The sequence below is a fragment of the Paenibacillus ihuae genome, from assembly GCF_001368795.1.
GTDB lineage: Bacteria > Bacillota > Bacilli > Paenibacillales > Paenibacillaceae > Paenibacillus_AQ > Paenibacillus_AQ ihuae.
Map to the genome: position 1 here is coordinate 2,595,676 of NZ_LN831198.1, position 25,144 is coordinate 2,620,819.

The 25,144-nt window shown below is 42.8% G+C and carries 29 protein-coding genes and 3 pseudogenes; 23 read left to right on the forward strand and 9 right to left on the reverse strand.

All coding sequences use genetic code 11. The annotated features are described in order from the left end of the window. Window positions 1–421, reverse strand: a 421-nt coding sequence (locus AQR02_RS31265; protein ID WP_187388776.1) for a metallophosphoesterase, incomplete at its 3' end; no start/stop codon positions are given. A gap of 374 nt (window positions 422–795) precedes the next feature. On the opposite strand from AQR02_RS31265, the gene AQR02_RS11720 reads away from it, so the two are divergent. From AQR02_RS11720 to AQR02_RS11775, 13 genes and pseudogenes are all read left to right on the forward strand, one after another. Beyond that, window positions 796–2,466 (forward strand): FAD-dependent oxidoreductase, encoded by a 1,671-nt coding sequence (locus AQR02_RS11720; RefSeq protein WP_052098483.1) that lies wholly within the window; start codon window positions 796–798, stop codon window positions 2,464–2,466. A gap of 111 nt (window positions 2,467–2,577) precedes the next feature. Continuing rightward, window positions 2,578–3,243 carry a hypothetical protein gene (locus AQR02_RS11725; RefSeq protein WP_038696181.1) on the forward strand — a complete coding sequence of 222 codons (666 nt, stop codon included), beginning with the start codon at window positions 2,578–2,580 and terminating at the stop codon, window positions 3,241–3,243. Then, a complete protein-coding gene (locus tag AQR02_RS11730; RefSeq protein WP_082451809.1) occupies window positions 3,244–3,969 on the forward strand; it encodes a cytochrome c biogenesis CcdA family protein in 726 nt (241 codons plus the stop codon). Between the two features lie 15 nt (window positions 3,970–3,984). Continuing rightward, window positions 3,985–4,539, forward strand: a complete 555-nt coding sequence (locus AQR02_RS11735; RefSeq protein WP_038696183.1) for a TlpA family protein disulfide reductase — start codon at window positions 3,985–3,987, stop codon at window positions 4,537–4,539. A gap of 17 nt (window positions 4,540–4,556) precedes the next feature. After that, window positions 4,557–4,832 carry a thioredoxin domain-containing protein gene (locus AQR02_RS11740; RefSeq protein ID WP_038696185.1) on the forward strand — a complete coding sequence of 92 codons (276 nt, stop codon included), beginning with the start codon at window positions 4,557–4,559 and terminating at the stop codon, window positions 4,830–4,832. A 99-nt stretch (window positions 4,833–4,931) separates the two neighbouring features. Further along, window positions 4,932–5,204, forward strand: coding sequence for a GerMN domain-containing protein (locus tag AQR02_RS11745; RefSeq protein WP_038696187.1), 273 nt, complete (start codon window positions 4,932–4,934; stop codon window positions 5,202–5,204). Between the two features lie 87 nt (window positions 5,205–5,291). After that, window positions 5,292–5,615 carry a thioredoxin gene (gene trxA / locus AQR02_RS11750; protein WP_038696189.1) on the forward strand — a complete coding sequence of 108 codons (324 nt, stop codon included), beginning with the start codon at window positions 5,292–5,294 and terminating at the stop codon, window positions 5,613–5,615. A 165-nt stretch (window positions 5,616–5,780) separates the two neighbouring features. Continuing rightward, window positions 5,781–6,146 (forward strand): annotated as a pseudogene (locus AQR02_RS31270) (sulfite exporter TauE/SafE family protein); the annotation flags it as partial. Window positions 6,147–6,244: 98 nt separating this feature from the next. After that, entirely contained in the window at window positions 6,245–6,514 is a 270-nt protein-coding gene (locus tag AQR02_RS11760; RefSeq protein ID WP_038696191.1) for a metal-sensitive transcriptional regulator, read from the forward strand. Between the two features lie 47 nt (window positions 6,515–6,561). Next, complete coding sequence (locus tag AQR02_RS11765; RefSeq protein ID WP_038696195.1) at window positions 6,562–6,879, forward strand: rhodanese-like domain-containing protein; 318 nt, start codon at window positions 6,562–6,564, stop codon at window positions 6,877–6,879. A gap of 74 nt (window positions 6,880–6,953) precedes the next feature. Next, on the forward strand, window positions 6,954–7,376 hold the full coding sequence (locus AQR02_RS35535; RefSeq protein WP_148449086.1) for a rhodanese-like domain-containing protein: 423 nt from the start codon (window positions 6,954–6,956) through the stop codon (window positions 7,374–7,376). Continuing rightward, window positions 7,354–7,740 carry a rhodanese-like domain-containing protein gene (locus AQR02_RS11770; RefSeq protein ID WP_038700931.1) on the forward strand — a complete coding sequence of 129 codons (387 nt, stop codon included), beginning with the start codon at window positions 7,354–7,356 and terminating at the stop codon, window positions 7,738–7,740. The genes AQR02_RS35535 and AQR02_RS11770 overlap by 23 nt, the downstream gene beginning before the upstream one ends. A gap of 72 nt (window positions 7,741–7,812) precedes the next feature. Next, complete coding sequence (locus AQR02_RS11775; protein WP_038696197.1) at window positions 7,813–8,196, forward strand: DUF302 domain-containing protein; 384 nt, start codon at window positions 7,813–7,815, stop codon at window positions 8,194–8,196. 450 nt (window positions 8,197–8,646) lie between these two features. Here the strand turns inward: AQR02_RS11775 and AQR02_RS11780 are convergent, their stop codons facing one another. The 3 genes and pseudogenes from AQR02_RS11780 to AQR02_RS34100 all read right to left on the reverse strand — a co-directional run. After that, entirely contained in the window at window positions 8,647–8,943 is a 297-nt protein-coding gene (locus AQR02_RS11780; RefSeq protein ID WP_108722000.1) for an ArsR/SmtB family transcription factor, read from the reverse strand. Window positions 8,944–9,166: 223 nt separating this feature from the next. Continuing rightward, on the reverse strand, window positions 9,167–9,406 hold the full coding sequence (locus AQR02_RS11785; RefSeq protein ID WP_038696201.1) for a thioredoxin family protein: 240 nt from the start codon (window positions 9,404–9,406) through the stop codon (window positions 9,167–9,169). After that, window positions 9,388–10,092: pseudogene (locus AQR02_RS34100) on the reverse strand (permease); the annotation flags it as partial. The pseudogene AQR02_RS34100 and the gene AQR02_RS11785, both read right to left, overlap by 19 nt. A 224-nt stretch (window positions 10,093–10,316) precedes the next feature. Here AQR02_RS34100 and AQR02_RS11795 point away from each other — a divergent pair. The 4 genes and pseudogenes from AQR02_RS11795 to AQR02_RS35540 all read left to right on the forward strand — a co-directional run. Beyond that, on the forward strand, window positions 10,317–10,766 hold the full coding sequence (locus tag AQR02_RS11795; protein WP_052098485.1) for a MarR family winged helix-turn-helix transcriptional regulator: 450 nt from the start codon (window positions 10,317–10,319) through the stop codon (window positions 10,764–10,766). An 11-nt stretch (window positions 10,767–10,777) separates the two neighbouring features. After that, window positions 10,778–11,695, forward strand: a complete 918-nt coding sequence (lgt, locus tag AQR02_RS11800) for a prolipoprotein diacylglyceryl transferase (protein ID WP_179944899.1) — start codon at window positions 10,778–10,780, stop codon at window positions 11,693–11,695. Between the two features lie 89 nt (window positions 11,696–11,784). Next, complete coding sequence (locus AQR02_RS11805) at window positions 11,785–13,242, forward strand: MFS transporter (protein ID WP_052098486.1); 1,458 nt, start codon at window positions 11,785–11,787, stop codon at window positions 13,240–13,242. Between the two features lie 384 nt (window positions 13,243–13,626). Then, window positions 13,627–14,036 (forward strand): annotated as a pseudogene (locus tag AQR02_RS35540) (cation:proton antiporter domain-containing protein); the annotation flags it as partial. Window positions 14,037–14,362: 326 nt separating this feature from the next. On the opposite strand, the gene AQR02_RS11820 reads toward AQR02_RS35540, so the two are convergent. Further along, window positions 14,363–14,905: a recombinase family protein gene (locus AQR02_RS11820; RefSeq protein WP_038696207.1), complete on the reverse strand. Its 543-nt coding sequence runs from the start codon at window positions 14,903–14,905 to the stop codon at window positions 14,363–14,365. Between the two features lie 158 nt (window positions 14,906–15,063). Here AQR02_RS11820 and AQR02_RS11825 point away from each other — a divergent pair, with 158 nt between their 5' ends. Together AQR02_RS11825 and AQR02_RS11830 are read left to right on the forward strand one after the other, a co-directional pair. Then, window positions 15,064–16,527: a SulP family inorganic anion transporter gene (locus AQR02_RS11825; RefSeq protein ID WP_082451813.1), complete on the forward strand. Its 1,464-nt coding sequence runs from the start codon at window positions 15,064–15,066 to the stop codon at window positions 16,525–16,527. 24 nt (window positions 16,528–16,551) lie between these two features. Next, a complete protein-coding gene (locus AQR02_RS11830; RefSeq protein ID WP_038696211.1) occupies window positions 16,552–16,971 on the forward strand; it encodes a universal stress protein in 420 nt (139 codons plus the stop codon). 74 nt (window positions 16,972–17,045) lie between these two features. Here AQR02_RS11830 and AQR02_RS11835 read toward each other — a convergent pair whose 3' ends face one another. From AQR02_RS11835 to AQR02_RS11850, 4 genes are all read right to left on the reverse strand, one after another. Next, window positions 17,046–17,576, reverse strand: a complete 531-nt coding sequence (locus AQR02_RS11835) for an NUDIX hydrolase (protein WP_038696213.1) — start codon at window positions 17,574–17,576, stop codon at window positions 17,046–17,048. Between the two features lie 24 nt (window positions 17,577–17,600). After that, complete coding sequence (locus AQR02_RS11840; RefSeq protein WP_038696215.1) at window positions 17,601–19,310, reverse strand: ribonuclease J; 1,710 nt, start codon at window positions 19,308–19,310, stop codon at window positions 17,601–17,603. Window positions 19,311–19,401: 91 nt separating this feature from the next. Beyond that, the gene (locus AQR02_RS11845; RefSeq protein ID WP_038696217.1) at window positions 19,402–19,590 is read right to left on the reverse strand and encodes a helix-turn-helix domain-containing protein; all 189 of its coding nucleotides are present in this window, start codon (window positions 19,588–19,590) and stop codon (window positions 19,402–19,404) included. A gap of 390 nt (window positions 19,591–19,980) precedes the next feature. Next, complete coding sequence (locus AQR02_RS11850) at window positions 19,981–20,409, reverse strand: universal stress protein (protein WP_038696219.1); 429 nt, start codon at window positions 20,407–20,409, stop codon at window positions 19,981–19,983. Between the two features lie 73 nt (window positions 20,410–20,482). On the opposite strand from AQR02_RS11850, the gene AQR02_RS11855 reads away from it, so the two are divergent. From AQR02_RS11855 to AQR02_RS11870, 4 genes are all read left to right on the forward strand, one after another. Beyond that, window positions 20,483–21,760, forward strand: coding sequence for an MFS transporter (locus tag AQR02_RS11855; protein WP_038696221.1), 1,278 nt, complete (start codon window positions 20,483–20,485; stop codon window positions 21,758–21,760). 191 nt (window positions 21,761–21,951) lie between these two features. Beyond that, complete coding sequence (locus AQR02_RS11860; protein ID WP_082451814.1) at window positions 21,952–23,415, forward strand: SulP family inorganic anion transporter; 1,464 nt, start codon at window positions 21,952–21,954, stop codon at window positions 23,413–23,415. 21 nt (window positions 23,416–23,436) lie between these two features. Continuing rightward, window positions 23,437–23,856 carry a universal stress protein gene (locus AQR02_RS11865; RefSeq protein ID WP_038696223.1) on the forward strand — a complete coding sequence of 140 codons (420 nt, stop codon included), beginning with the start codon at window positions 23,437–23,439 and terminating at the stop codon, window positions 23,854–23,856. A gap of 409 nt (window positions 23,857–24,265) precedes the next feature. Further along, window positions 24,266–25,144 (forward strand): AAA family ATPase (locus tag AQR02_RS11870; RefSeq protein ID WP_159067749.1); only part of this gene is annotated, 879 nt, incomplete at its 3' end.

Here is a 25,144-nt window from a genome sequence, read left to right on the forward strand (position 1 = left end):
GGATGATCAGACGGCTAATTCGATCATGACTATGACCGCTAAGTAGAATATCGATACCGTGAATTTGAGATGCCAGCTTCACATCCAGAGGTAAACCCATATGACTGACGACGACAATAAGATCTGCTCGCTCTTCATCTTTCAGTTTCTGAATCACTGTCGACAATTCCTCTGTTCCTAAAGAGAACGAACGGTTTTGGGAGAAGGAAGACGGCATGGTTTCCTGTACGTAGGGATAGATTGAGCCGATAATACCAAGGCGCAAGGAATCAATCTCTTTGATGATGTAAGGATTGAATACATACTGATGATTTCTTGTATCTTTCAGATTAAGAGAAGTAATCGGAAATGTGAACCGTTCTTGGAGTTTCGTGATTAATTCATACCTATAAGCAAATTCCCAGTTTCCAGGTACGGCCATGCATTTAGAAGGGGAATGATAACGCTGCCTTGTGAAAGTACAGCGAGACCCGTTCCATGCATAAAATCACCTCCGTCCACGAACAATACATTCGGGTTGTTCTTTCTTATTTTCTTTACAGCATGGGCAATACGAGCGAACCCGACAGTTTGACGATATTCAGGCATTCCAGCTTTCCAGAAATACTCTGCATGAGACTAAGTGTCGTTTTGCTGAATAATGGTGAGTTGGGTCATGTTCAATTTCCTTTCTAGAACGTTTTTATTTAAGATGCTCTAGAACATGGAAAATTATGTATAATTGTTTGACATGTGATTGACATCACGTATACCATACTGGGTATGGCTTATGATTAATTAGAAAGGTGGACCCTAATGAAAAAGAAAGTGCTCATTGTTGGCGGAGTAGCAGGCGGAGCGTCGGCCGCTGCTCGACTTAGACGATTGGACGAAAATGCGGAAATCATCATGTTTGAGCGGGATGCACACATTTCTTTCGCCAATTGCGGCCTTCCGTATTATGTGGGTGAAACGATACAAGATCGCTCGAAGCTGATGGTACAAACTCCCGAGAGCATGAAAGCCCGGTTTAATCTCGATGTTCGCATTCATAGTGAGGTCACCGGAATCGATACGAATGAAAAGACGGTTACTGTTTACAGCAAAGAAAAGGGCATTTACAAAGAGAGCTATGATTATTTAATCCTGTCTCCCGGTGCAAAACCGCTCAAGCCGCCGATTCCAGGGATTGAAAGCAACTTGATATATACGCTTAGAACTATTCCGGATACGGATCGAATTAAAGCTCATGTCGATCGGGAAGGGATCCAAAGTGCGATTGTCATCGGTGGTGGTTATATCGGTGTCGAAATGGCCGAAAATCTTAGACACCGGGGTCTGGAAGTGACTTTAGTTGAAGCAGCACCGCATATCTTGGCGCCATTCGATTCTGACATGGTGACGTTCGCTGAGAAGGAGCTTGAGGACAACGGAGTGCGATTGCTGCTTGGAGACGGGGTTCAATCTTTCGAAGAGAAGGACGGGAAAATTTCCGTTACCTTGCAGAGTGGAAGAAAAGTCTGTGCAAACTTGGTGATTCTAGCCATTGGTGTTGCTCCAGATACCGGTTTCTTGAAGGATTCAGGCATTAAATTTGGAGCTAGAGGCCATATCCTGGTAAACGAATCGATGCAAACCAACTGCGACGGCGTATACGCTGTAGGGGATGCGGTTGAAATCTCGGACTTTGTATCCGGACAACAAGCGGCAGTCCCTTTAGCAGGACCGGCAAACAAACAGGGACGAATAGCAGCCGATCACATTTGCGGACTGCCATCAGTTTACAAGGGGTCTCAAGGCACCGCTATTATCAAGATCTTCGGTTTGACCGGTGCAAGTACGGGAAGTAACGAGCGGATGCTCACAAAATTGAATACACCTTATCGAACGGTCTATGTTCATCCAAGTTCCCATGCCACGTATTATCCTGGAGCGAAGCCAATTGCCCTGAAACTGCTATTTAATGATAAAGGCACTATCCTTGGCGCGCAAGCATTCGGGGAGGAAGGTGTAGATAAACGGATTGATGTGATCGCTACCGTCCTTCGATTGAAGGGAACTGTGAACGATCTTGCCGAGTTAGAACTGACGTATGCGCCTCCGTTCTCTTCTGCGAAGGATCCGGTTAATATGGCAGGATACCTGGCACAAAATGTATTAGCTGGACGGACTGAGGTGGCGACGTTAAATGAGGTAGAGAACATCAATCCGGAAGACCAAATCCTGCTGGATGTAAGAACAAAGGCAGAATATGATCAAGGACATATTGAAGGAGCACTGCATATCCCGGTCGATGAATTGCGGGCAAGAAGCAACGAACTTGATCCAAATAAAGAGATCTTTGCTTACTGCGCCGTTGGGATGAGAGGATACATCGCTTCACGAATCCTGAACCAAAAGGGCTTCCAAGTGAAGAACGTGACAGGCGGTTATCGCAGCTATTCCATGTCGAAATTCACACCAGCTGATCATCAAGAAATTTTATAGGGTGTATAAGAGAGAACGAAAGGGACCTTAAGTCCTTTCGTTCTATTTTTTTCTTTATCATTTCTTAACATAGGATCGATAATATGACCGTTAAAGCGAGGAGGGGACACTTTGTATACGATTCAGGTTGGATCATTCGTATTGAATGGGCAAATATTGCTGTTTTTCGCTTTTGGTATGGCAGGATGGGCTGCTCTGCGGAGTTATGAGCGAAAAATGAAATGGAAATATGAACTGGGGGCCATTTCTTTTCAAGCGTTCCTGATCTGGTTGTTGGTTTGGAAAGGAAGTCTCCTATTATGGGAGCCAGCGTCGGTGATCCAGCAACCTTTATCGTTAGTTTATTTTGACGGTGGAGTCAAGGGACGGTGGGCTGCGTCTTTATCCGTTATAGGATATCTTTTTTATCACCTGATCAAGAGGAAAATGTCTTTTCTTATGGTTGCAGAAGCAGCTACGATTTATCTGTTGGGCGGGTTAACGGTTTACGATCTTGGATTGTCATGGTTTGTACCGGAGCAAAAACTGACACTCCTGGCCACTTCTGCCTTGTCCATCTTGATCGTGCTCTCCTTCCTATTAGCTGAAGGACAGATTCTTTGGACGGGATTAGTAGAGAGAGGGTTATGGCTGTGTATCGGTTTAGTAGCGATTGGATTCCTGAATTCCAACAGAGTATCCGTATTCCTGTCCTTCGACTTCCTCCAAATCGCAGGGATTGCCGCTGCAGGAGGGCTATATCTTATTTTATCGTTATTGAAAAGGAGGGACCTCTAAGTGGATCTGTTGACGATGTTTATCGCTCTCGCAGCAGGAGCCTTATCCTTTCTCTCGCCCTGCGTGTTTCCACTCATTCCAGCTTATATCTCCCATATCACCGGGTCATCTATTCAGAATAACAAAATGGAGGTTAACCGAAAGCTTTTGTTGGTTCGCTCCATCAGTTTCATCATCGGTTTCAGTGTTGTCTTTATCGCGATGGGAGCGTCGGCGAGTATGGTTGGTCGGATTTTTGCGGAACAGAGGGAACTGATACAAAAGGTGAGCGGGCTTCTAATCATCTTGTTCGGGATGCAGATGATCGGATGGCTGCAGCTTCGTTGGTTTATGTCGAATAAGTCCTGGGATACAGGAAAGATTCGATCGAATGGCGGCATGGTGCGATCCTTCCTAACGGGACTAGCCTTTGGTTCCGGCTGGACCCCCTGCGTTGGACTCGCTTTGTCTTCCATACTTCTGATGGCCGGTTCGTCGGAAACGCTCGGAATAGGGATATGGATGCTGGCTATTTATTCTTTAGGACTTGGCATCCCGTTCCTTATTATCTCATGGGTGCTGACTTATTCAACCGGCATTATGAAGAAAATGAATAAGTATGTTCCTGTGCTTTCCAAAATCAACGGCTTAATATTCCTGGGGCTTGGCTTGCTGCTATTTACGGGTCAACTTCAGAAGATCAGCGCATGGCTCGCCAAATACACACTATTCGATATTACACTATAAAGAGGGGATAAGTGGATGAAGAAAAACTGGTTGGCACTCCTTGTTCTAATTGGACTTGTTGGTTATGGGGTTTATGACTACGTAACCGGGACTACGAAAGAATCAAAAAAGGAGCAAACGTCGGCTTCGAACGAAAATCAACCTATTGGAATTGAAAAAGGACAACGGGCACCGAATTTTACATTAAACGACTTAAACGGGAATCCGATTCAATTGGCAGATTACCGCGGGAAAAAGGTCCTGATTAACTTCTGGGCTACATGGTGTCCGCCGTGCCGTGCAGAGATGCCGCATATGCAACAGTTTTATGAAGACTACCAGAAAGACACCGTCATTTTAGGAGTTAATTTGACAGCCACCGAAGATAGCCCCAAAGACGTTAAACCGTTTATCGAAGAGTTTGGATTAACCTTCCCCATCGTTATGGATGAAGAAGGGACTCTTATGACAGACTATATGGTGATAGCCTATCCCACCACCTATGTCCTCGATGAACAAGGCGTTATTCGTGAAGTATTCCGTGGAGCTATCAATTACGAGATCATGCAAAAGACGGTTGATGCTTTTTAGAAGGAAGTGAAATCAGGATGAGACAGTCTGATCGTAATTTACTCCTGTACACTGTGACGGCTTGCCCAATGGGGAGATCTATGAAGACGGTGGTTCAAGAGGTCGTAAACCAGATGGAGAGGATGGAATATAAGCTGGTGTATGCTGATGTCCAGGAAGAAATCACGAATCAATATGGTGTCACTCATAATCCGACTCTTGTTTTCTTGGATGAACAGGAGAGGGAGTGTTATCGGGTGGAAGGCTTTAAAGAGACGCAAAAAATCATCGATTTCATTCAACGTATTGATTAGGGAGAGTTAACTGCAACACATAATATACCGAACGCGCTAGTAAGGCAGGAAAGATATACGGTTTATCTGTTTAAAGGAAACAAACCTGTTCCGGTCGAAATGACATATACCAATAAGACGGCAGTGGTTGCACCAAGAATTACAGCGATACGTCAATTGCTGGCCGCAAAGAAGGAGGGACTAGAGAATCCTTTTCCTCCAAAATCAGAGTTACTGGAAATTGACTTCGCAGATCACAAGGCAACTATAAAAATTCAAGTGCACAGCTCTGGTTCATCGATGGCAGTCGAGAAAATGCAACTAGCGGTGTTATACACTTTAGTACACTTCGGAATCCAGAAAGTAAATCTTCAGTTTATCCGCACACTATGAAGTTAAAATTGGCAATTGACAAAGAGCTCCGGTGATCATAATATATACCTATAGGGGTATATGTTTAAAATAAAGGAGGAGAACCGCATGGCAACAATGAAAGTGACTGACGGTACAATGGAACAGGTTATTCAGAATAACAATCTGGTTCTAGTTGATTTTTGGGCACCTTGGTGTGGACCGTGCCGAATGATTGCACCCATATTGGAGAATTTAGCCGAAAAGGTTGGAGATCAAGCCATTATTGCGAAGCTGAACGTGGATGAGAATCCGGTTGGAGCAACGAAGTATAGAATCCAGGGGATCCCGACCTTAAAGCTGTTTCATAACGGAACCGAAGTTGAAACCTTCGTCGGGGTACAACCGCTAGAACGGTTTACGGCAGCTATTACGAAATATGCAGGGCACTAAACAATATCAACGAGAGGCTAATCAGTTTAAGACTGATTGGCCTTTTCTTATGCAGTCCATTGCATTTTCCGTCATAACCGATCTTTTTTTCCATAAATTAAAAGCAAATCCTAATGAAAAGACGGTGGGTTATATGAAGTCAGTCTCGAAGAACAGTCGGATCATCTAACATTCAATAAAGTCATTGCAATAGGCGCGGCTATATTAGTAGGGATCGTTTCAGGAATCGTAGGAGCAGGCGGCGCATTTATTCTTATTCCTATTATGCTTACTGTTCTCAAAATACTCACTCGTACAACCATAGCCTCCTCGCTTGCTATCGTCTTTATATCAGCAATCGGTGGGTTAATCGGTAAAATCTCGGCTGGGGGTATTCCTCTGGAACCTACAATCTATACAGTAATCGGGAGTCTGCTGGGTGCACCACTTGGATCCAGGATAAGCTCCAATATTAACGTTAATGTGCTGCGGTACGGATTAGTTGTCTTAATTGCCCTCACGGCAGTAAAGGTATGGTCTTCCATTTTATAGTATTCAGTGAATTTCCTTAAAGAGTGTTGTTTTAATGATTTTTCGCGTTATAATACCTATAGGGGTATAAGTATCAAATTAGAAGGGTGATCTTAATAATGGATTACAATTATCTGAATGAAATGAAATCACGTTTACGCAGAATCGAGGGCCAGGTTCGGGGTGTGCTGCGAATGATGGAAGAAGGAAAGTCGTGCAAAGAAGTTGTCGCTCAATTGTCTGCCGTACGCAATGCATCCGATAAAGCTATTGCCCAAATCGTCGCGGAGAATCTGCATCAATGTATTTTAGCTAAACAAGCTGAGGGTAACCAAAATACCGAGAAAATGGTCAAGGAAGCCATCGCGCTTTTAGTCAAAAGTCATTAACGGATAGCTTTAACATTAATAATAAAAAGAATAAAGGAGAGATTAACATGGCATTCAAAATTTCAAAAGAAATCACACCCCAGAAGGTAGCAGCGCAGCTCAAGAAAGGGGAGTCCCTTATTATGCTGGATGTTCGCGAACTAGGAGAATGGGCAGAGGGACACATCGCCGCTGCCAAGCATATTCCGCTTGGACAGCTTTTGGAACGGCAACAGGAGCTGGATCCTGCACAAGAAACCATTGTCATCTGTCGAAGCGGAAGCCGGAGCGGTCTGGCTTGCGAACTGCTAAATGAAAAAGGATATAATGTCGTGAATATGACCGGTGGGCTTAATGCCTGGACGGATGTATTGGTTTGTGAATAAAGCCTTACAGGACAGTACTGCAGTAACTGGAGGCATAATCAGCAGCTGCAGCGCTATTGAAAGGACAGGACAACATGATAACACTTTTGTACTTTTTGACTGGAGCAGTGATCTTATGGTTATTGCGCCAGTTGTGGCCCGTTCGTTCACTTTCCTATATAAATGTTCACCACTGGGTCCAAGCTAAGGAAAGTTTAAATTTGAAAATGCTCGATGTCAGGGATGCTTCGGATTATTTGGAAGGACATATTTCCGGGTCGATAAATATATCTTTAGGGCGTCTTCTTTATGTATGGCAACAAGATCTATTTCCTGATGATAATGTACTAATTCTGTCCAACAATTGGTACCAAAACAACAAAGCAGCAAGAATCCTCCGTAAGCATGGATTCCGTAGTCTATATGCAATACAAGGTGATGTTTTGTCTACACAAGCATGCTTTCAAAAAACACCCTCAAAAGGAGGAAGGCATTGTGAACACAGGTTCAATCATTAATATAGCAGTGATTATATTGTTGCTCTGGTTTGTCTATTCCCGTGTAAGACCGGCCAAAGGATTAAAGGCACTGGGCACTAACGATTTCCAAAATGTGCTGGAGAGCACTGAGAAACGGATGCTCATAGATGTACGGGAGCCGGGAGAGTATAAGACTGGATATATCAGCGGGGCGAAGAACATCCCATTATCCCAACTGTCGGGTCGCTTAGGGGAAATCCCTAAGGAAAAAGATGTTTTTCTATACTGCCGTAGTGGGATAAGAAGCAAGAATGCGGCAAGAATTCTACTGAAAAACGGCTATACAGGCCTTGTTCATCTGCAAGGTGGCTTGAGCGCCTGGAGCGGTAAACTGAAACGCTGATAAGGGATTCATCCGTTTAGGACCTCACTATGTTCTGATCGTATAAAAATGACAACAGGAGGATGAAGTATCATGTTCCATTATACTGTTGAAACCACCAAAACACCTGAACAAGCAATCTTAGCGCTTACAGAAAACCTGAAAGCAGAGAAGTTCGGCGTTCTTTGGCAAATGGATATGAAGGAGAAACTTCAGGAAAAAGGGGTCGAACTTGAGATGACCTATCATATCCTGGAGGTTTGTAATCCGGTTGAAGCGAAGCGCGTGTTGTCCGAAAATGCTCTAGTTGGTTATTTTCTTCCATGCAAGCTTGTGGTGTATGAAGAAAACGGTACTACCAAGATCGGGTTGCCGAAACCAACAAGTCTTATCGGGCTAATAGAAAATGACAAGTTAATGTCTATCGCGTCCGATATCGAGAAGCGCCTTATCTCATGTGTAGATAAAAGTCAGTAATATAATTTCTATTTTGTTATAAAGCTCTGATTGAATGGAGTGGATTTCATATTAACTACTGTCCAGTACCAGTCGGTACTAGGATTGTTTTATTTGGATGTGCTGAACGGCTGCTTGCCCACATGTAAGCTGCTCGAAAATTGGCGGTAATTGTATGCAGTGCACATACTGCTTGGATGGATGACCCTAATAGTTATTGTAGCTCACGGCATCTTTTTTCGATTACCAAACAGGAGGATAACAGTATTTACACCGGTCTCGCGGGTTTCGTCATTTTGCTAATGATCGTCGGGTACGGTTTCTTTATCATTTCGTAACAAGTGGAGTTCAGTCCATCGTTCGCTTGTATTGCTCTGGGTTCTCGTACTGCTACTGCATGCTGGCGGCTCGGGCAGTCTCCAACATAAATTAACTTAAAGGAAATAAGAGGTTAGTGGTGATGAGTAATTTTTATTCAACCACTCCCATGAACTGTATTTGCGGAAATAAAACTTTAATCAGCTCCGCAGCCTGCGGATCCTTGATTTGGTAGATAACTTCTAGTCCTTTTCTGGACCCTTCAATGATACCGGCACCACGCAGCTTCTGTAAGTGCATGGACAGGGTGGATTGAGGAAGCTCCAAGCAGTTTTGTATTTCGGTCACATTACAGCTATTTTTCTCGATCAACCCTTGAATAATACAAAGGCGAACAGGATGCGCGATAATTTTAAGCCATTCCGCTTTTCTAATATAGTGTTCTTCCACAGAGTTCACTTCCTTATTGGTTTAATCTTACATTAAAACATCATGATATTGAGATATAAATACTATACAATATTACAATGATTATCCTCGGAAGCCTGGGGGTTGAATGCTCTACAGGAAACTAATAAATCCAACCCTAAATTATACTGGAGTTGGATTTTTTTATGCGTACATTACAAAAAGCAATCTCAATTACGGGAAGGTTATCGAATAATGTGATAGTTTATGCTTTTATAGCCAAAAGCTTTTTCAGTTCTTCCACAGACGGTAATCTACCCATGACCTTCACTTGATTATCAATCACTAAAGCGGGGGTTTTCATAACACCATAGGATACAATTTCTTTGTAATCCTGTACTTTCACAAATGTGGCTTCCTTTTTCAGTTGCTTAACAGCGTCACGGGCACGTTCCTCTAACTTCTTACAATTTGAACATCCGCTTCCTAAGATCTTGATTTCCATTCTAATTCCTCCCTGGGTTTATATGATAAAATTGAAGACATAACAAGAACAAATGCTCCAATTAATTTGGGTTTAATGACTTTACGCAGCAATATCATTTCAGGCAAAGATAAAGCCGTGACAGCCATCATAAATGCCAGTGCAGTTCCCATACCAACGCCTTTGTTAATTAATGCTTCTGCAATCGGGATAGTACCCAGAGCATTTGAATATAAAGGAATTCCAAGTATAACGGCGATGACGACCGCAAACGGATTGCCCGGTCCAGCATATTTAGCAAGCATTTCCGAGGGAGCCCAACCATGAATAAATGCGCCCACTCCAATCCCGACAAGCAAGTAGATCCATACCCGTCTGATAATATCCGTAACACCCTCCTAAGAGTAGATCAGACGTTCTTTCAGCGTTGGCTGATATATTTCAATTTCATTCGTTGCTGCTGATTGGTATACGTATTCTTCCACCTGTTTCTCCATATGAAGTGCTCCAACCACAATACCGCCCACAACCCCGACCAATATACCAAGTAATACATAAAGTAATCCAATCTTCCAGCCGAAAGAAGCGATCAGAACAGCAAAAGCAGCTTCGTTAACGATTGGTGAGGTAATCAAAAATGAGAAGGTAACGCCGAGTGGAATACCTGCTTCAACGAAACCAATAAAAATGGGAACAGAAGAGCAGGAACAAAAGGGAGTCTAGCAGTATTTACGGCAGATCAAAGTGGGAGTAGCAATCTCATCGCTTAACTCAAGAGTAGGTGATTTTTTAAAAAACAACAAACACAAAAAACAAGCGATAAAATAGTAAGCTTGCCAACCAGTTTTAAAACATTATAATTGAGGGGTGGGGAACCGTTTTATTGGGTTACTTAGAGCATAATCATAGTTATTGTAAGGAGCTGGCCTTGGTGTCAAAACATCCATCAGAGAAATTAGCAGTTATTTTTTACCGGGTGAATCGAAATTATCAATATCTTATGGCGCTTTGTTTAAAACCGTACAATATCACACCTGAGCAATGGAATGTACTGAAACATCTTCAGGAACATGATGGTCTAGCCCAAAAAGATCTATCCTACATGGCAGACAAAGATAAAACGACCATTACCCGAATCATCGAAAGTCTGGTTGAGCGCGGAGTCGTAACCAAAGAGGTGAATCCGGTGGACCGTCGTTCATATCGGATTTTTCTTACTGAAATAGGAAAAGAGCTTATCCGTCAAGTTCAGCCAATCCCTGACCATGTGAACAGGAAGGTAAGCAGAGGATTGTCCGATGAACAGATTATTGAATTAAAGGAGACACTGCACTATTTGCAGGAACAGATTGCATTTGAAATCGATCACATCAGTGAATAGGGAGGAAATTTATGTACATCATCATTAGCCCCATCGCATTTTCGCTTGGAGCCTTGACCGTTCGGTGGTATGGAATCATTATCGGGATAGGAGCTTTACTCGGACTTCTAATTGCCATCCGTGAAGGCAAACGTTTTAGAGTACATTCTGATTTTTTCATGGATTTGGTATTGATAGGACTTCCCTCTGCATTGGTGGGTGCCCGTATCTATTTCGTGGCTTTTCAATGGGACGATTACAAAAACAATCCACTTGAGATCATCAAGATATGGCATGGAGGAATTGCAATCTATGGGGCATTGATTGGCGCCTTACTTGCAGGCTGGTTCTACTCCCGTCGGAAAGGATATGGATTTTTGCGCGTTGTTGATATTTGTGCTCCAGGTTTGATTGTTGGTCAAATGATTGGACGATGGGGGAACTTTATCAATCAGGAGGCTCATGGGGGGACTGTATCCAAGGAATTTCTGCAGGGTAAGCTACATCTTCCCGAATGGATTGTAAACCAAATGCATATTGGGAATGCTTATTTCCATCCCACTTTTTTATATGAATCGGTTTGGAGTTTCGCAGGATTGATTTTATTATTGATACTTCGAAGAATTCCTTATGTGCGTGCCGGAGAAGTATTCATGGGTTATTTAATCTGGTATTCAATCGGCCGCTTCTTTATAGAAGGAGTTCGTACAGATAGTTTAGTCTTCCATGGGCCAAACTGGCTAGCCATTGCATTGAAAACAATATGGAGCCCTATGTCCTCGTTCGGGTGGGGAGCAATGGAGGGTGGGAATATTCGAATTTCTCAGCTTTTAGCCATAATCATAATTTTGGCTTCCGTCTCTTTTATAACAATCCGGAGAATGTCGAAATCTGTTGTTATTAAATATACAGATCCCATACTACAAAAAAACCTCACAATAAAGTATTGAAAGCTGATAATGAACATGTGTAGCATCGTATGATTAATCTTAGATCTATTCTCATATTTGATTAACACTCAAAGGGGAAATAATAACAAATGCATTCAATGAAATTATTTACATATAGTCCTTCTGAAAGTCTTACCAACCGGAAGGGCTACCATTGGCTGGTTGTCTTTACGGTATGTATAGGTGCCTTTATGGCCGCTCTTGATGCAAGTATCATCAATCTTGCGCTACCCACTCTGGTTAGGCAATTTGGTATAAGCATGTCTGATGCGGAATGGATTAGTCTGGTTTATTTGCTAACTCTAGCGTCGCTTGTTATTCCATTTGGGAGACTAGCGGATATGTTTGGCCGCCGCTGGATGTATGCAGCTGGCTTTAGTGTTTTTTTGTTCAGTTCCTTATTATGTGGAATATCGACTAGTTTAACTATGCTGTTACTTTCAAGGGTGTTGCAAGCAATTGGAGCAGCTATGTTACAAGCCAATAGTGTCTCCATTATTACCGCTTCTACCCCACTTAAGCATCGTGGAAAGGCTATTGGCATTCAGGCAAGTGCACAAGGGATTGGACTTAGCCTGGGTCCAGTAATTGGTGGAGCTTTACTTTCGATAGGCGATTGGCGCTTGCTGTTCTTTGTCAATATTCCAATAGGTATCCTAGGAACAATCCTTGCTGTACTTTTACTTCCGAAAGACACACAAGCCAGGAATCGAGAACCATTCGATTATTGGGGAGTCTTATTTCTTGTCTCTGCTCTAGTCATGATCGTATATGTGTTGAACAAGGGAGAGAGCGCAGGATGGACATCACCAATTATTACATTATGTTTGTTCGCAGGTTTACTTGCACTAACTTCGTTTATCAGAGAAGAGCGCCGTTCTAATTCTCCATTACTTGATTTGAATTTGTTTAAGAATAGTATCTTTTTAACTGGTAATGTTGCAAGCTTTCTTTCTTTTACGGCGATGTATGGTGTGTTGCTGCTTAGTCCGTTTTTAATCGAAAGCGAATTTCACACGACCATTACGATGACCGGATTCTACTTGTCATTTGTTCCGATCGGCATGACTGTTTTCACACCTATTTCCGGTTACATATCTGATCGATTTGGGATTCGCTTCCCAGCAATTATGGGAATGAGTGCAGTTTTTGCAGGATGCATTTTACTGGCTTTCATCCAGAAAGAGAGTGATATTCCGCTTCTTCTTTCAGGTCTTTTGTTAGTTGGAGTTGGGATGGGGATCTTTACACCACCCAATAACAGTCATATCATGGGAAGTGTTCCTAAAGAGCGACTAGGGGTCGCAGGTGCAACATTAAATATGAGTCGGACGATTGGCATGGGGATGGGTGTTACACTAAGTGGGATGTTATACCAAATCTCACTCAGGTTACTGCCAGCTACTAATAAATCATCAAATATTACGGCTTTCAGAATCTCTTTTGTGCTTATAGGGTTATTGAGCGCTGCTGCACTCTTTATAGCACTATTTCAGAAAAAAACAGGGCATAAGTACAGCGAGGAGTTCATCGAGTATTATATTTAGTAAAGCTTCTTGTTCAGTATAATTTGTGGAGGTAAGCTTTGATTTTGTCTTGACTGACTTTGCATAAGGTAACATAATTCACCTATGCATTAGGCGAGAAGTTCGCAATAAATGCCGAAAGGCTAATGACTCCTACCAGAGAAGTTACATTTCCCTGGTAGGAGTCTATTTTTTACTCATTTATGGAGCAGAGAGCCGGAGTAAACATTTGATTGTAATATAACAATGTAGGTAACTTTGTGTTATTTATGTAGGTAACTTTGTGTCATCATTGTTGGACGGGTGTAAGAGGACAAGAACATATATCCATTGCCGAAAATGGACAAGAACATGTATCTATTGCCGAATTGATATATGTCTAATCTTAATAAACGCGCGATTGCATTAATTATAGGAATTATTTTAGGGCCTGCCAACTTAGGCTGGATAGATGAAGGGGAGTTTATCCATTTCTTTGCCGAGATTGGCGTTTTGCTACTTATGTTTATGGCCGGACTTGAAAACGATCTGGAGCAGATAAAGAAGAATTGGAAGCCGGCATTTGCGGTTGCGGTAGGGTGTATTATGTTACCTTTAGCTGGCGGATTTGGAGCAGGGGAGGTGTTCGGATTATCCTCAGCTCATTCGTTGTTCCTGGAGTGTTGTTAAGTGTAACTTCAGTAAGTATTACGGTGCAGGTATAAATAAACCGGCTGGATTCAAGGGAAGCTACAACCATATTGGGAGCAGCCGTAGTAGATGATGTGCTTGTTGTTGTTCTGCTTGCCGTTCTTACCAGCTTTTTCGGGACAGGTGCAGGAGGGGCAAGGTCAACCAGATTCAATGCTCGTTCTTCAATTGCCAAAGGTTCTGGTATGGTATCCAAAGGTGAAGTCGCGTTAATCATTGCTGCCACAGGAATGCATTCTGAATTGCTTCTCCCTGAATACTTCACAACCTTTATTATAACGATAATCCTTGCAACCCTGATAGCTCCACCTATAAAAATTGTATTCAGTAATACGGTCGACTCTGAAATAAATTCATCAAAAGATAGCCAAACGTCAAAGATAGAGTTGAAGATGTCGTAAAAGACTCCTGCCATCTGGCAGGAGTTTATCTGTGTTCATCACGAATACAATTAATTTTCTAAATATCGGTACAAGGTCGATTTGCTGATTCCAGTTTGTTCTTTAATCTCAGCTAGCGTATAGTTTTTGGACTGATACATAAGGATCGCTTTCTCCACGTTTTCATCAGCTTTCCGGGGCCGGCCGGGAACATTCCCTTTCTGCTTCGCTTCGAAGAGTCCTCTTTTGGTTTTTTCACTAATTACATCGCTTTGAAACTCAACCAAGTGCTTTACAATATCGCTAAATGAATATCCTTCGGGTTTACCCGTGTCTATATTTTCTGTAATAGAGAATATATAAGCTTCCTGTCTGTCCAGGAGTTCGAGCAGCTCCACGAGGTGACGGGTAGAATCTGCAAGGGCGAACAATTTAGCAACTACGATAGTATCTCCAGGATTTAAATTGTTCATCATATGGTTAAGATGGGTTCTTCGCTTCGCTGATGCGTGTTCTTCAATAACAAAGGTATCACATGCGAAAGAGGTTAACATTTGAGTTTGTGCTTCAACATTCAGATCGTCCTGATAAGGTCTCATATATCCAATACGCATTCTGTACTCTCCTTACTTTTTAAACCTGCCGTTATCATACCATATTTTTTTGTATCGAAAAGGTTCCATTTAGGGAAGAGTGATGTTAAACTGTTTGTAGAAAATCGGTCTGACATCCTTAGATGGCATTGCCGAAAAAACAAGAGGTGGAAAACAGAGTGATTGAGAAACTAAAACAAAACTGGTTTTTTAATGTGAAGGGAGATGTTCTGGCAGGGATAGTCGTGGCATTGGCACTGATTCCGGAAGCCATCGCATTTTCGATTATTGCCGGTGTTGATCCTATGGTGGGCCTTTATGCGTCCTTTTGTATTGCGGTCATCATTGCTTTTGTAGGCGGTCGGCCAGGTATGATATCGGCAGCTACAGGAGCCATGGCATTGCTTATGGTTCCTCTAGTCAAGGAGCATGGGCTTCAGTACCTGCTTGCGGCAACGATACTGACAGGCGTGATCCAGCTTGTATTCGGAGTTCTCAAGATTGCCAGGCTGATGAAGTTTATTCCGAGACCGGTCATGATTGGCTTTGTCAACGCTTTGGCAATCCTAATTTTCATGGCCCAGGTACCGCATTTCTGGGGAATTAACGGGATGACGTATGTTTTTGTCGGGATCACGTTAGCCATTGTATATGTTGTTCCCTTATTCTTCAAGGCGATTCCTGCTCCGCTGATTGCCATTTTTGTATTGACGGTAATAGCCATTTTCACGGGGGTTAACCTGAACACAGTGGGGGATCTCGGTATTATTAAGCAAGAGCTGCCATCCTTTTTTATTCCTGATGTTCCGTTTAATTTGGAGACACTGAAAATCATCTTCCCGTATTCCATTGCACTAGCTATTGTCGGCCTGCTGGAATCTCTGTTGACCGCCTCCATTGTGGATGATATGACAGGAACGGACAGCAATAAGAACCGGGAGGCCAGAGGTCAGGGAATCGCGAATGTAATCAACGGTTTCTTCGGCGGTATGGCTGGATGCGCTATGATCGGGCAATCGGTGATTAACGTCAAATCAGGCGGAAGAGGAAGACTATCAACTTTGGTGGCGGGCACGTTCCTGATGTTCTTGATTCTTGTACTGGGCGATTGGGTGGTGCAAATTCCTATGCCTGTCCTGGTAGGCATTATGATTATGGTATCCATTGGTACTTTTGACTGGTCCTCGTTTACTTATCTGTTAAAAGCCCCAAGAACCGACGCAGCGGTGATGCTCGTAACGGTTATTATCGTGGTGGCTACCCATGACTTGTCCAAAGGTGTCATCGCCGGGGTGATTTTGAGTGCGGTCTTCTTTGTCTCCAAAATCTCCAATATTGAAGTCCGGAAACGCGTGGAAAAAGCGAAAACCATATTCGAAGTCGAAGGTCAGCTGTTTTTTGCCTCTGTAGACGGTTTTGTGGACACCTTTGATTTTACAGCAGCGGATACCGATATTATAGTGGACTTCTCGAACGCTCATATTTGGGACGACTCCGCCGTTGGCGCGATCGATAAGGTAGTCATTAAATATCGAGAGAACAATAACCGTGTTGAAATTAAAGGATTGAATTCCTCAAGCCAAAAGATCGTTGATAAACTGGCTATTTATAATGATGCCAATGCAAAGTTAAGTGCCCACTAATTTGACTTCAGGAGTGAATGAAGGATGTATAACCGGATCGTATTAGCTGTAGATGGGTCGGAGAATTCGCTGAGAGCAACCAAAGAAGCGGTGAAGCTGGTGTCTTTAACACCAGGCTGCCAGATTGATGTGATTAGCGTTGCAGACTTCTCTAAATCGAAGAGTGAAATTCTGCACACCCAGGGCAGAGAGGAGCTGGAGCTGAAAAGACGGCAAAAGCTGGCGCCTGTCGAAGAAATACTGAAGCAAGGAAATATCGCGTATAAATTAAAGATCCTGCATGGAGAACCAGGTCCGACGATCATTGACTACGCCAACAAGGAAAAAGTGGAGATGGTTATTATCGGAAGCCGGGGATTAAATGCGCTCCAGGAGATGGTACTGGGAAGTGTCAGCCATAAGGTTGTAAAAAGAGTGCATTGTCCTGTAATGATTGTAAAATAGCGAGAAACTTGAGAATGCTTAATTCAAAAAACCAACCTTAAATTGTGTTGAGGTTGGTTTTTTGATTCTGCGCGTCAAGCTGATTGACGGAGAAGGTCTTCAAGGATCAGTTCAAGCACCAACGTTTCCCGTTCTATAGAGAAACCCATGGATGCTTCTTGGTTGGCAATGACCTGCCGATTATGATGAATAGCTTCCTGGATATCGATCCATACGGCAGACATCCCGTTTGTGATCTCATAATCCTCAAGCTTAGATTCCCCAAGCTGTTCTCCAATGGAACAGACATAATAATAAGACAGCATATGGATGAGATCAAATTCCGGTTTGTAGTGGGGTCTGTATTCATCAATATAACCGATCTCACGAATGACTTCTACTTTAGCGGCTCCCGTCTCCTCAGCGAGCTCCCTGCGAAGTCCAGTCAGCAGATCCTCGTCTAACTCTACGCCGCCTCCGGGGAAGCTGTAGTCATTATACCGCTTGGTATACAGAAGGAGGATATCTGTACCCCGTAAGATAATCCCTCGTGCAGCTCTCCGCTCGTAAATGTTTCCTTCAATGCTTTGTACATCTTGGTGAATCATTTTTTTGATCAGCTTCATTGCACACTTTCCTTTTCAGATAAATTAAAGTTCCTGGATAGAGGGTAGGATGACGGGAGCACGGCCTAATTCTTGATCAAACAATAGATTCAAAACCTCAACCGTGTGATCGTACCAGACCGCATGAGTGTATCTATGCTGCTGCCCCAATGTGTTTAAGGATGATTTCAGCTGGGTTTCTGCCTTCTTTAAAAGGGCCTTTGCATCCTTCATGTAGACGAATCCCCGGCTGATTAAATCAGGACCAAATACGATTTGTTTAGTGTTCTTCTTGATGGTGAATGCGGCGATGACCACCCCGTTAGTTCCGAGTTGGTTCCGCTCTTGTATCAGTTCATTTTCGTGGTAGCGTAGTTCGTTTTGACTCACGAATACAGAACCGGCAGGAACCTTCCGGCCTTTTCTTGCCTTGTTTCTGGTTATTTCCAAGGTTTCTCCGATATCCAGCAGATAAATTTGATCTTCCGGAACACCAACTTGTTTTGCCAGCCGTTTATGATTGACGAGCATCCGGTATTCCCCGTGAATGGGTACAAAATATTTTGGCCTGACGGCGTTCAGCATCAGCTTCAAATCTTCTCGTGAACCGTGGCCTGAGGTATGAATATCAAAAATCGTTCCATAAATAACGTTGGCTCCGGAACGCATCAGCATATTAATACTGCGGTTTACGTTTTGTACGTTGCCAGGAATAGGGGACGAAGAAAAAATGACGGTATCGTCCGGCTGAATTTGAATCGAACGGTGAGAACCGGTCGCTATTCGGGTGAGTGCAGCATTAACTTCACCCTGGCTGCCTGTACAGATGATAAGGACCTGATGATCCTTCAGCGTGTTAATCCGTCTGCTGTCCACCAAGGTTCCTTCGGGCACATGAATATACCCCAGCTCTTGTCCTATGGCGAATACTTTCTCCATACTGCGTCCAATTACAATAATCTTCCGCTGGCATTCCACAGCTGCTCGTACTACCTGCTGTAGCCGGTGAACATTGGAGGCAAAAGTGGCAAATAGAACCCGTCCGCTGCATTGTCTGAACGACTCCAATATGGACTCACCTACCGCCAGCTCTGAAGGGGTTTGACCCTCGCGTTCACTGTTTGTGCTGTCAGCAAGTAAGGCTAGAGCTCCTTTCCTGCCAATCATCATCAGTTTGTGAATATCAGCAGGTATTCCCTCAGGGGTGGAATCAAATTTGAAATCCCCGGTATGCACAACAGGGCCGTAGGGCGTTTCTATGATAATGCCAAAGGCGTCAGGGATACTGTGTATCGTCCGGTAAAAATGGACCTTCAGGTGGCGAAAGGATATGATCTCATGACCCTGTATGGTGTGAAGCTGAGCCTGATGAAGGATCTGGTGCTCCTCAAGCTTCGCCTTTACTAGACCAAGGGTCAAAGGACCTCCGTAAATGGGTACGGACAGCTGTTTAAGGAGATAAGGAATACCTCCAATATGATCCTCGTGTCCATGCGTCAAGAATAGCGCCTTAATATTCTTTGCTTTTTGAAGCAGGTAGCGGATATCAGGGATGATGTAGTCAACCCCATTCATATCGGCATCCGGAAATTTTAAGCCGGCATCAATAAGGACAATTTCATCTTTATATTCAATGCCATACATGTTTTTACCGATTTCACCGAGGCCTCCAAGCGCAAAAATGCGTACAGGCTGAGGACGTGGACGGCTCTTTTTCTGAGTTGTGGAAGCATCTACAAGCAAAGGTTTATTCACGTGTATTGTCCTTTCTGATCTCTCTGGAGTGGATGTTCATAGAATGAGTCAACAGAGAATACAGAATAGTGAAATACAATCTGAATAGCAGTTAGATTCGTTCCCCCTTTTTCAGTCGTTCAATCAATTCAGAAAGGTCACTTTTCTGTACTCTCCAGTGCCGTCCAATTTTAAAAGCGGGAATAACACCCTCATTCACAAGCTTATATGTGGTTATTTCGCTTAACTGCAGATATTTGGCGACCTGAGCGATCGTCATTATTTCATGTTGCTCGTCCAAGTGGGATTCGCTCCTTATTGTTGCATCTAATTTATACTCAATTATAATAGATAGGACTTATTTATATCAAATTATTTTAATTATAACTGTACTTAAGCATCGGAGAGAATAGGTTAGTAAAATAGAGAGAAGGTTGAATTAATACGCTTACTTCAATGAATTACTCTTTGTTCATACAGAACCTGAATTATTATTATTTATCTTATTGGATAAAAAACGGACTCGGCTTTTCTGAGAGTGAAGAGCCATAAAAGGCAATGGAATGGTTGCGGGTCATCTACGGGTGCTTAACGAAAAAAAGCACCCCTCATTAGGTGTGCTTGATATTTAGAAACAAACGGTAATTCTCCAGAGGTGAAGATTTAGAATGCCCTACCCTATAAACGGGGATTACTTCACAATTAGCACAGGTCCCCATACGGAATGAGCGACTTCGCGGCTAACGCTGCCCATAATCAGTTCTTTCATTTTATTCAAACCGCGGCTACCGATGATGACAAGATCATAGCTCTCTATATTTGCCTTACGTGTGATTTCCTGGGCAGGGTCACCCATGACGACTTGAAGATCAAATGGGATGTTTTCTTTCTTAAACAGCAGCTCTGTTCGCATGAGGGCTTGGTGGGCATCCCCTTCAAGCATCGCTCTGATATTAAGATTGTGATGAATTAGTTCGCCTCTGGAAATGGTTTTAGAAACAACATGAAATAAAGTGATGGACACATCGCTACCCAACTGTTTAGCCAGTTCAAGCGCCTTTTCTGCTGCATGGTGGGCATGCTTAGAACCGTCGGAAGCGACGAGTATCGTTTTAATCATATCATTCACTCCTTAAAGAACTTATGAATACCTGTGCAGAAGCAGAAATACATCAGATGGAGGTACTATAAGTATGAATACAATATCTAAAAACAAAATTCCGTTTCAACCGCCATTTTTCTACGGATGGATCATAGTATTGATTGCCGGGCTTGGTCTATTTTTCTCTGGACCCGGCCAGACTTACTCCATTTCCACTTTTATTAATGCATACATCGAACAAAATCATTGGAGCAGGTCGCTCATATCCAGCTTATATTCCGCAGCTACCTTTATGGCCGGGATGCTTTTATTTGTTGTAGGCAGGGCAGTGAATCGCTGGGGGCAGCGCAACGTTACATTCGTTGTAGCCATTATACTTGCTTTGGCTTGTTTTTGGAACAGCATGGCTTTTACTCCGATCATGCTCTTTTTTGGATTTTTTATGACCCGGCTTTTTGGCCAAGGATCAATGACACTTATTCCTGTTACTTTAGTCTCGCAATGGTTCATCTCACACAGAGGTAGAGCTTTTAGCTTAATGACGATTGGTACTTTCGCCGGATCTTCATTTGTTCCGTTGATTAATACCTGGATAATTCAAGAGTGGGGAATCCGGGAGGCGTGGTTATTTTGGGGCGGGTTATTGAGTTTTATCTTTGCCCCGCTAGCCTTTTACTTCATTCGCAATACACCTGAATCTGTTGGTTTGTTGCCAGACAACCGGGTCCAATTGACCGGTACTACCGGACCTCAAGTGTTGGAGGAAAGCTGGACTTTAAATGAGGCTCTGCGGACAAGAATGTTCTGGCTTTTACTCGTTTGTGTAGGCATACCTGCAATGGTGAATACAGGGTTAACGTTTCATTTGATTTCAATCTTTGGCTCTAAAGGGATTGATGCTACTTTATCGGCATTTGTGCTTAGCCTCATGGCTTTAACTTCTTTTCCGGTATCTTTCATTTCCGGATTTGTGAATGAAAGATTTAAAACGAATTATATTCTTGCTGCTGTTTTTGTGGGTCAAGTGTTGACTATGCTCATATTAATTTACAGTCAAGATGCGGCAAGTGCGCTTGTTTTCGGTGTGGTACGGGGGATTGTCGCGGGCTTTGAGTCGATCACTTTAAACACCATTTGGCCCAATTATTATGGTAGATCCAGCATTGCTAATATTCAGGGAATTACCATGACTTCAACGGTTGTTTGCTCAGCTTTCGGACCTTTACCCTTTGGATTTGCATTTGATTATTTTGGAGGTTATGCAGAGATTCTCTGGATCATGATCTTATTCCCGATACTGGGCTGTGTTTTCGCCATAATTAGCCCTAAACCCAAGAAAAGGAACGAGAAGGAAATACAAGAGAGTTAATTGTTCAGAAAGTAAAACTGCTTTTATTCACCTCGCTTCTTAGACCGCAAATTAATAAAATTTAAAATTGAAGAACCATTTTGGTTCCTTTTTGGGAATAAAGATGGTAAACTGATTTTATGGATTGAGTGCGGACTGACCTTTATGAGAGTTAAAGGTCATAAAAATATACCAATGAGGTGAGTGCTGAAGTGTTAGGCAAGTTAAGAAAAGATTGGTTTTCAAATGTCCGGGGAGATTTGCTCGCAGGCTTAGTGGTCGCCTTGGCCTTGATTCCCGAGGCGATTGCTTTTTCCATTATTGCAGGTGTAGATCCTATGGTCGGTTTGTATGCTTCCTTTTGTATTGCCGTTGTCACTGCTATTGTTGGTGGCCGTCCGGGTATGATTTCTGCTGCAACAGGAGCAATGGCTTTGCTAATCGTACCACTCGTCAAAGAGCATGGCGTAAACTACTTATTAGCTGCAACGGTATTGACTGGTGTCATTCAGTGTATATTCGGACTGTTGAAAGTAGCTAAATTGATGAAATTTATTCCGCGTGCAGTGATGATCGGCTTTGTTAATGCTCTGGCTATTTTGATCTTTATGGCTCAAATTCCACATTTCGTTGGGATTTCTACCATGACTTATGTTTTTGTAGGCATTACCTTGCTCATAGTTTACGTATTGCCCAAGTTCTTTAAAGCTATTCCGGCTCCATTGATTGCAATTGTTCTATTAACCGCAGCTGCTATCGTATCTGGAATTAATTTAGGAACTGTCGGGGATCTTGGCAACATCACACAGTCCTTACCAATGTTCTTCATTCCAAATGTACCCTTCAATTTAGAGACGTTACAAATTATTTTTCCGTATTCTGTAGCTTTAGCTATAGTAGGACTATTGGAGTCTTTGCTAACGGCTTCCATTTTGGATGATATGACATCGAGTGACAGTAACAAAAATAAAGAAGCCAGAGGACAGGGCATCGCGAATATCATTACTGGATTTTTTGGCGGGATGGCCGGCTGTGCGATGATTGGCCAGACCGTAATCAACGTGAAGTCTGGTGGGAGAGGCCGATTGTCAACTTTAATTTCAGGATTGTTTCTAATGCTTCTGATTCTCCTACTGGGAGATTTGGTTGTGAAAATCCCGATGGCTGTTCTGGTAGGCATTATGATTATGGTGTCCATTGGAACATTTGATTGGTCGTCATTCTCCTATTTACGTAAAGCCCCTAAAAGTGATGCTGCTGTTATGCTGGTAACCGTAATCCTTGTTGTTGCTACACATGACTTATCAATTGGAGTTATTGCCGGGGTTATACTGAGCGCTATTTTGTTTGTAGCTAAGATCTCGACAATTAGAATTTATAGACGTGAGCTTGATCATAAAACGTTGTTTGATGTAGAAGGTCAGTTGTTTTTTGCTTCTGTTGAAAGGTTCGTTGAATCGTTTGATTTTTCCATCGAAAATACAAACCTCATTATCAATTTTGAAAACTCACACATATGGGATGATTCTGCGGTTGGCGCTATTGATAAAGTAGTAATTAAATATCGTGAGAACAATAATGTAGTCACTATTACGGGGTTGAACTCGGCAAGTAAAAAGACGGTGGACAAGTTGGCTGTTTATAACGATGTGAATGCAAAGTTAAGTACACATTAATTCTATATTGGGGTGGATTTCATGTACAAGCGGGTTGCCTTAGCTGTGGACGGATCAGAAAACTCTCTACGAGCTACCCAAGAAGCAATAAAGTTGGCGAGTTTGTCACCAGGCTGCCAAGTGGATGTTCTCAATGTCGCGGATTATTCTAAATCTAAAGATGAAGTACTGCATTCCTATCGTGTGGAAGAGTTAGACATACAGAGACGGAGAAAATTAGTGGCGGTTGAAGAGCTGCTAAAGCAAAATGGAATAATCTATCATTTGAAAATTCTTCACGGTGATCCGGCATTGACTATCGTTGATTACACTGAACAAGAAAACATTGAATTTGCTATCATGGGAAGTCGGGGGCTGAATACGCTTCAGGAAATGATAATGGGTAGCGTCAGTCATAAGGTTATGAAGTTGGTTCAATGTCCGGTGATTATTGTGAAATAGCAAGGGTGTAATTTAACAAACGTGGGGAGCTTAGAGCTCCCACGTTTGTTATATATTTATTCAATTTAAAGCAGTTTCTCCATAATCATTACATCAATAAATTCTCCGCCATTACCATCTTGCTTCTCAAATACACCAACCTGCCGGTAACTGCGTTATTGAATTTGAAGTTCACCTATTGATTGCGCGTTAACCTGAAGGACCATGTCAAGACTATAGCGGAGTTATTCTCGAACGCCGGTAATGAAGGGATTGTTTCCTAAGAGGGAAATAGTCCTTTTTGCATGTCGCCATTCGTAGCTGAAATGAGCATTGAAGGGTATGGAAGACCGATCTAAAAAAGATTGAAATCCAAAATTAGGTAGTTTACTGTTGAGAGGTGAAGAACGAATGTATGGGAGGAATAGAAATGAACGAGCAGCAGCGTACGATAGAACCATTGAATCAAGAGCGTCCTCGATTGAAGCAATTGATCATCCAGAATTTTCGCGGAATAGGCAATCATCCAGTCACAATTGAACTGGATAAGATTGTCGTATTAGTAGGTCCAAACAATGTCGGAAAGAGCTCCATTCTAAGGGCCTATGAAGTAGCAATGTCCGAGGGCTCGAACGAAGCTAATCTGCAGGAAGATGACTTTCCAGGTGGTGTGGTACATCAAGATTCTCTTCCCATGATCGAGCTTCACACAGTTGTTCAGAATCATGCTCCTGGAGCGAGATGGATACATACGGATTCAATTACCCAAGAAAAGTTGGTCAAGGAGAGATGGACATGGGCTACTCCAGGTGCACCCAAGCGTCAGGGCTTCGATGTTGAAAAAAAAGTATGGGCAGAAGATGCGGTTCCATGGGGTGCACCTAATGTCGCAAATTATAATCGACCAAAGCCGCATCGAATCGATGCATTTTCAGATCCTAAAGTACAAGCGGATGTCATCGTCAAACTGCTGAGCAATGTCATTAAAGAGAGAGTAAAGGATGTTCAAGAAGAGGCTGGGGAATCTCAATACAAACATTTGCTCCGTACGATCGCAACATTAAGACAGCAAGTAATCAGTGAATCCATTGCGCATATCGAAAAAATTGAGCTGCAGGTCTCAGAGCTACTTAGTGAAGTATTCCCCGGATACGTTGTTAAATTTGATCCTCGGGCAGAAGAGGAAGCGGAGAGTGACCTTAATCTATTTCAAAAGGTAAATAACGCGCAGCTAAAGATGGGATATGGTGAAAATGGACATTTAACCACACTGGATCGTCAAGGGAGCGGTGCAAGACGTACCTTATTA

Coding starts and splice junctions, on each gene's coding strand:
- AQR02_RS11765 (WP_038696195.1), top strand. CDS start 6,562: ATGGCATTCAAAATTTCAAAAGAAATCACACCCCAGAAGGTAGCAGCG.
- AQR02_RS11820 (WP_038696207.1), bottom strand. CDS start 14,905: ATGCGTATTGGATATATGAGACCTTATCAGGACGATCTGAATGTTGAA.
- trxA (WP_038696189.1), top strand. CDS start 5,292: ATGGCAACAATGAAAGTGACTGACGGTACAATGGAACAGGTTATTCAG.
- AQR02_RS11745 (WP_038696187.1), top strand. CDS start 4,932: ATGACATATACCAATAAGACGGCAGTGGTTGCACCAAGAATTACAGCG.
- AQR02_RS11830 (WP_038696211.1), top strand. CDS start 16,552: ATGTATAACCGGATCGTATTAGCTGTAGATGGGTCGGAGAATTCGCTG.
- AQR02_RS35535 (WP_148449086.1), top strand. CDS start 6,954: ATGATAACACTTTTGTACTTTTTGACTGGAGCAGTGATCTTATGGTTA.
- AQR02_RS11865 (WP_038696223.1), top strand. CDS start 23,437: ATGTACAAGCGGGTTGCCTTAGCTGTGGACGGATCAGAAAACTCTCTA.
- AQR02_RS11855 (WP_038696221.1), top strand. CDS start 20,483: ATGAATACAATATCTAAAAACAAAATTCCGTTTCAACCGCCATTTTTC.
- AQR02_RS11835 (WP_038696213.1), bottom strand. CDS start 17,576: ATGAAGCTGATCAAAAAAATGATTCACCAAGATGTACAAAGCATTGAA.
- AQR02_RS11775 (WP_038696197.1), top strand. CDS start 7,813: ATGTTCCATTATACTGTTGAAACCACCAAAACACCTGAACAAGCAATC.
- AQR02_RS11735 (WP_038696183.1), top strand. CDS start 3,985: ATGAAGAAAAACTGGTTGGCACTCCTTGTTCTAATTGGACTTGTTGGT.
- AQR02_RS11805 (WP_052098486.1), top strand. CDS start 11,785: ATGCATTCAATGAAATTATTTACATATAGTCCTTCTGAAAGTCTTACC.
- AQR02_RS11785 (WP_038696201.1), bottom strand. CDS start 9,406: ATGGAAATCAAGATCTTAGGAAGCGGATGTTCAAATTGTAAGAAGTTA.
- AQR02_RS11760 (WP_038696191.1), top strand. CDS start 6,245: ATGGATTACAATTATCTGAATGAAATGAAATCACGTTTACGCAGAATC.
- lgt (WP_179944899.1), top strand. CDS start 10,778: ATGTACATCATCATTAGCCCCATCGCATTTTCGCTTGGAGCCTTGACC.
- AQR02_RS11850 (WP_038696219.1), bottom strand. CDS start 20,409: ATGATTAAAACGATACTCGTCGCTTCCGACGGTTCTAAGCATGCCCAC.
- AQR02_RS11740 (WP_038696185.1), top strand. CDS start 4,557: ATGAGACAGTCTGATCGTAATTTACTCCTGTACACTGTGACGGCTTGC.
- AQR02_RS11720 (WP_052098483.1), top strand. CDS start 796: ATGAAAAAGAAAGTGCTCATTGTTGGCGGAGTAGCAGGCGGAGCGTCG.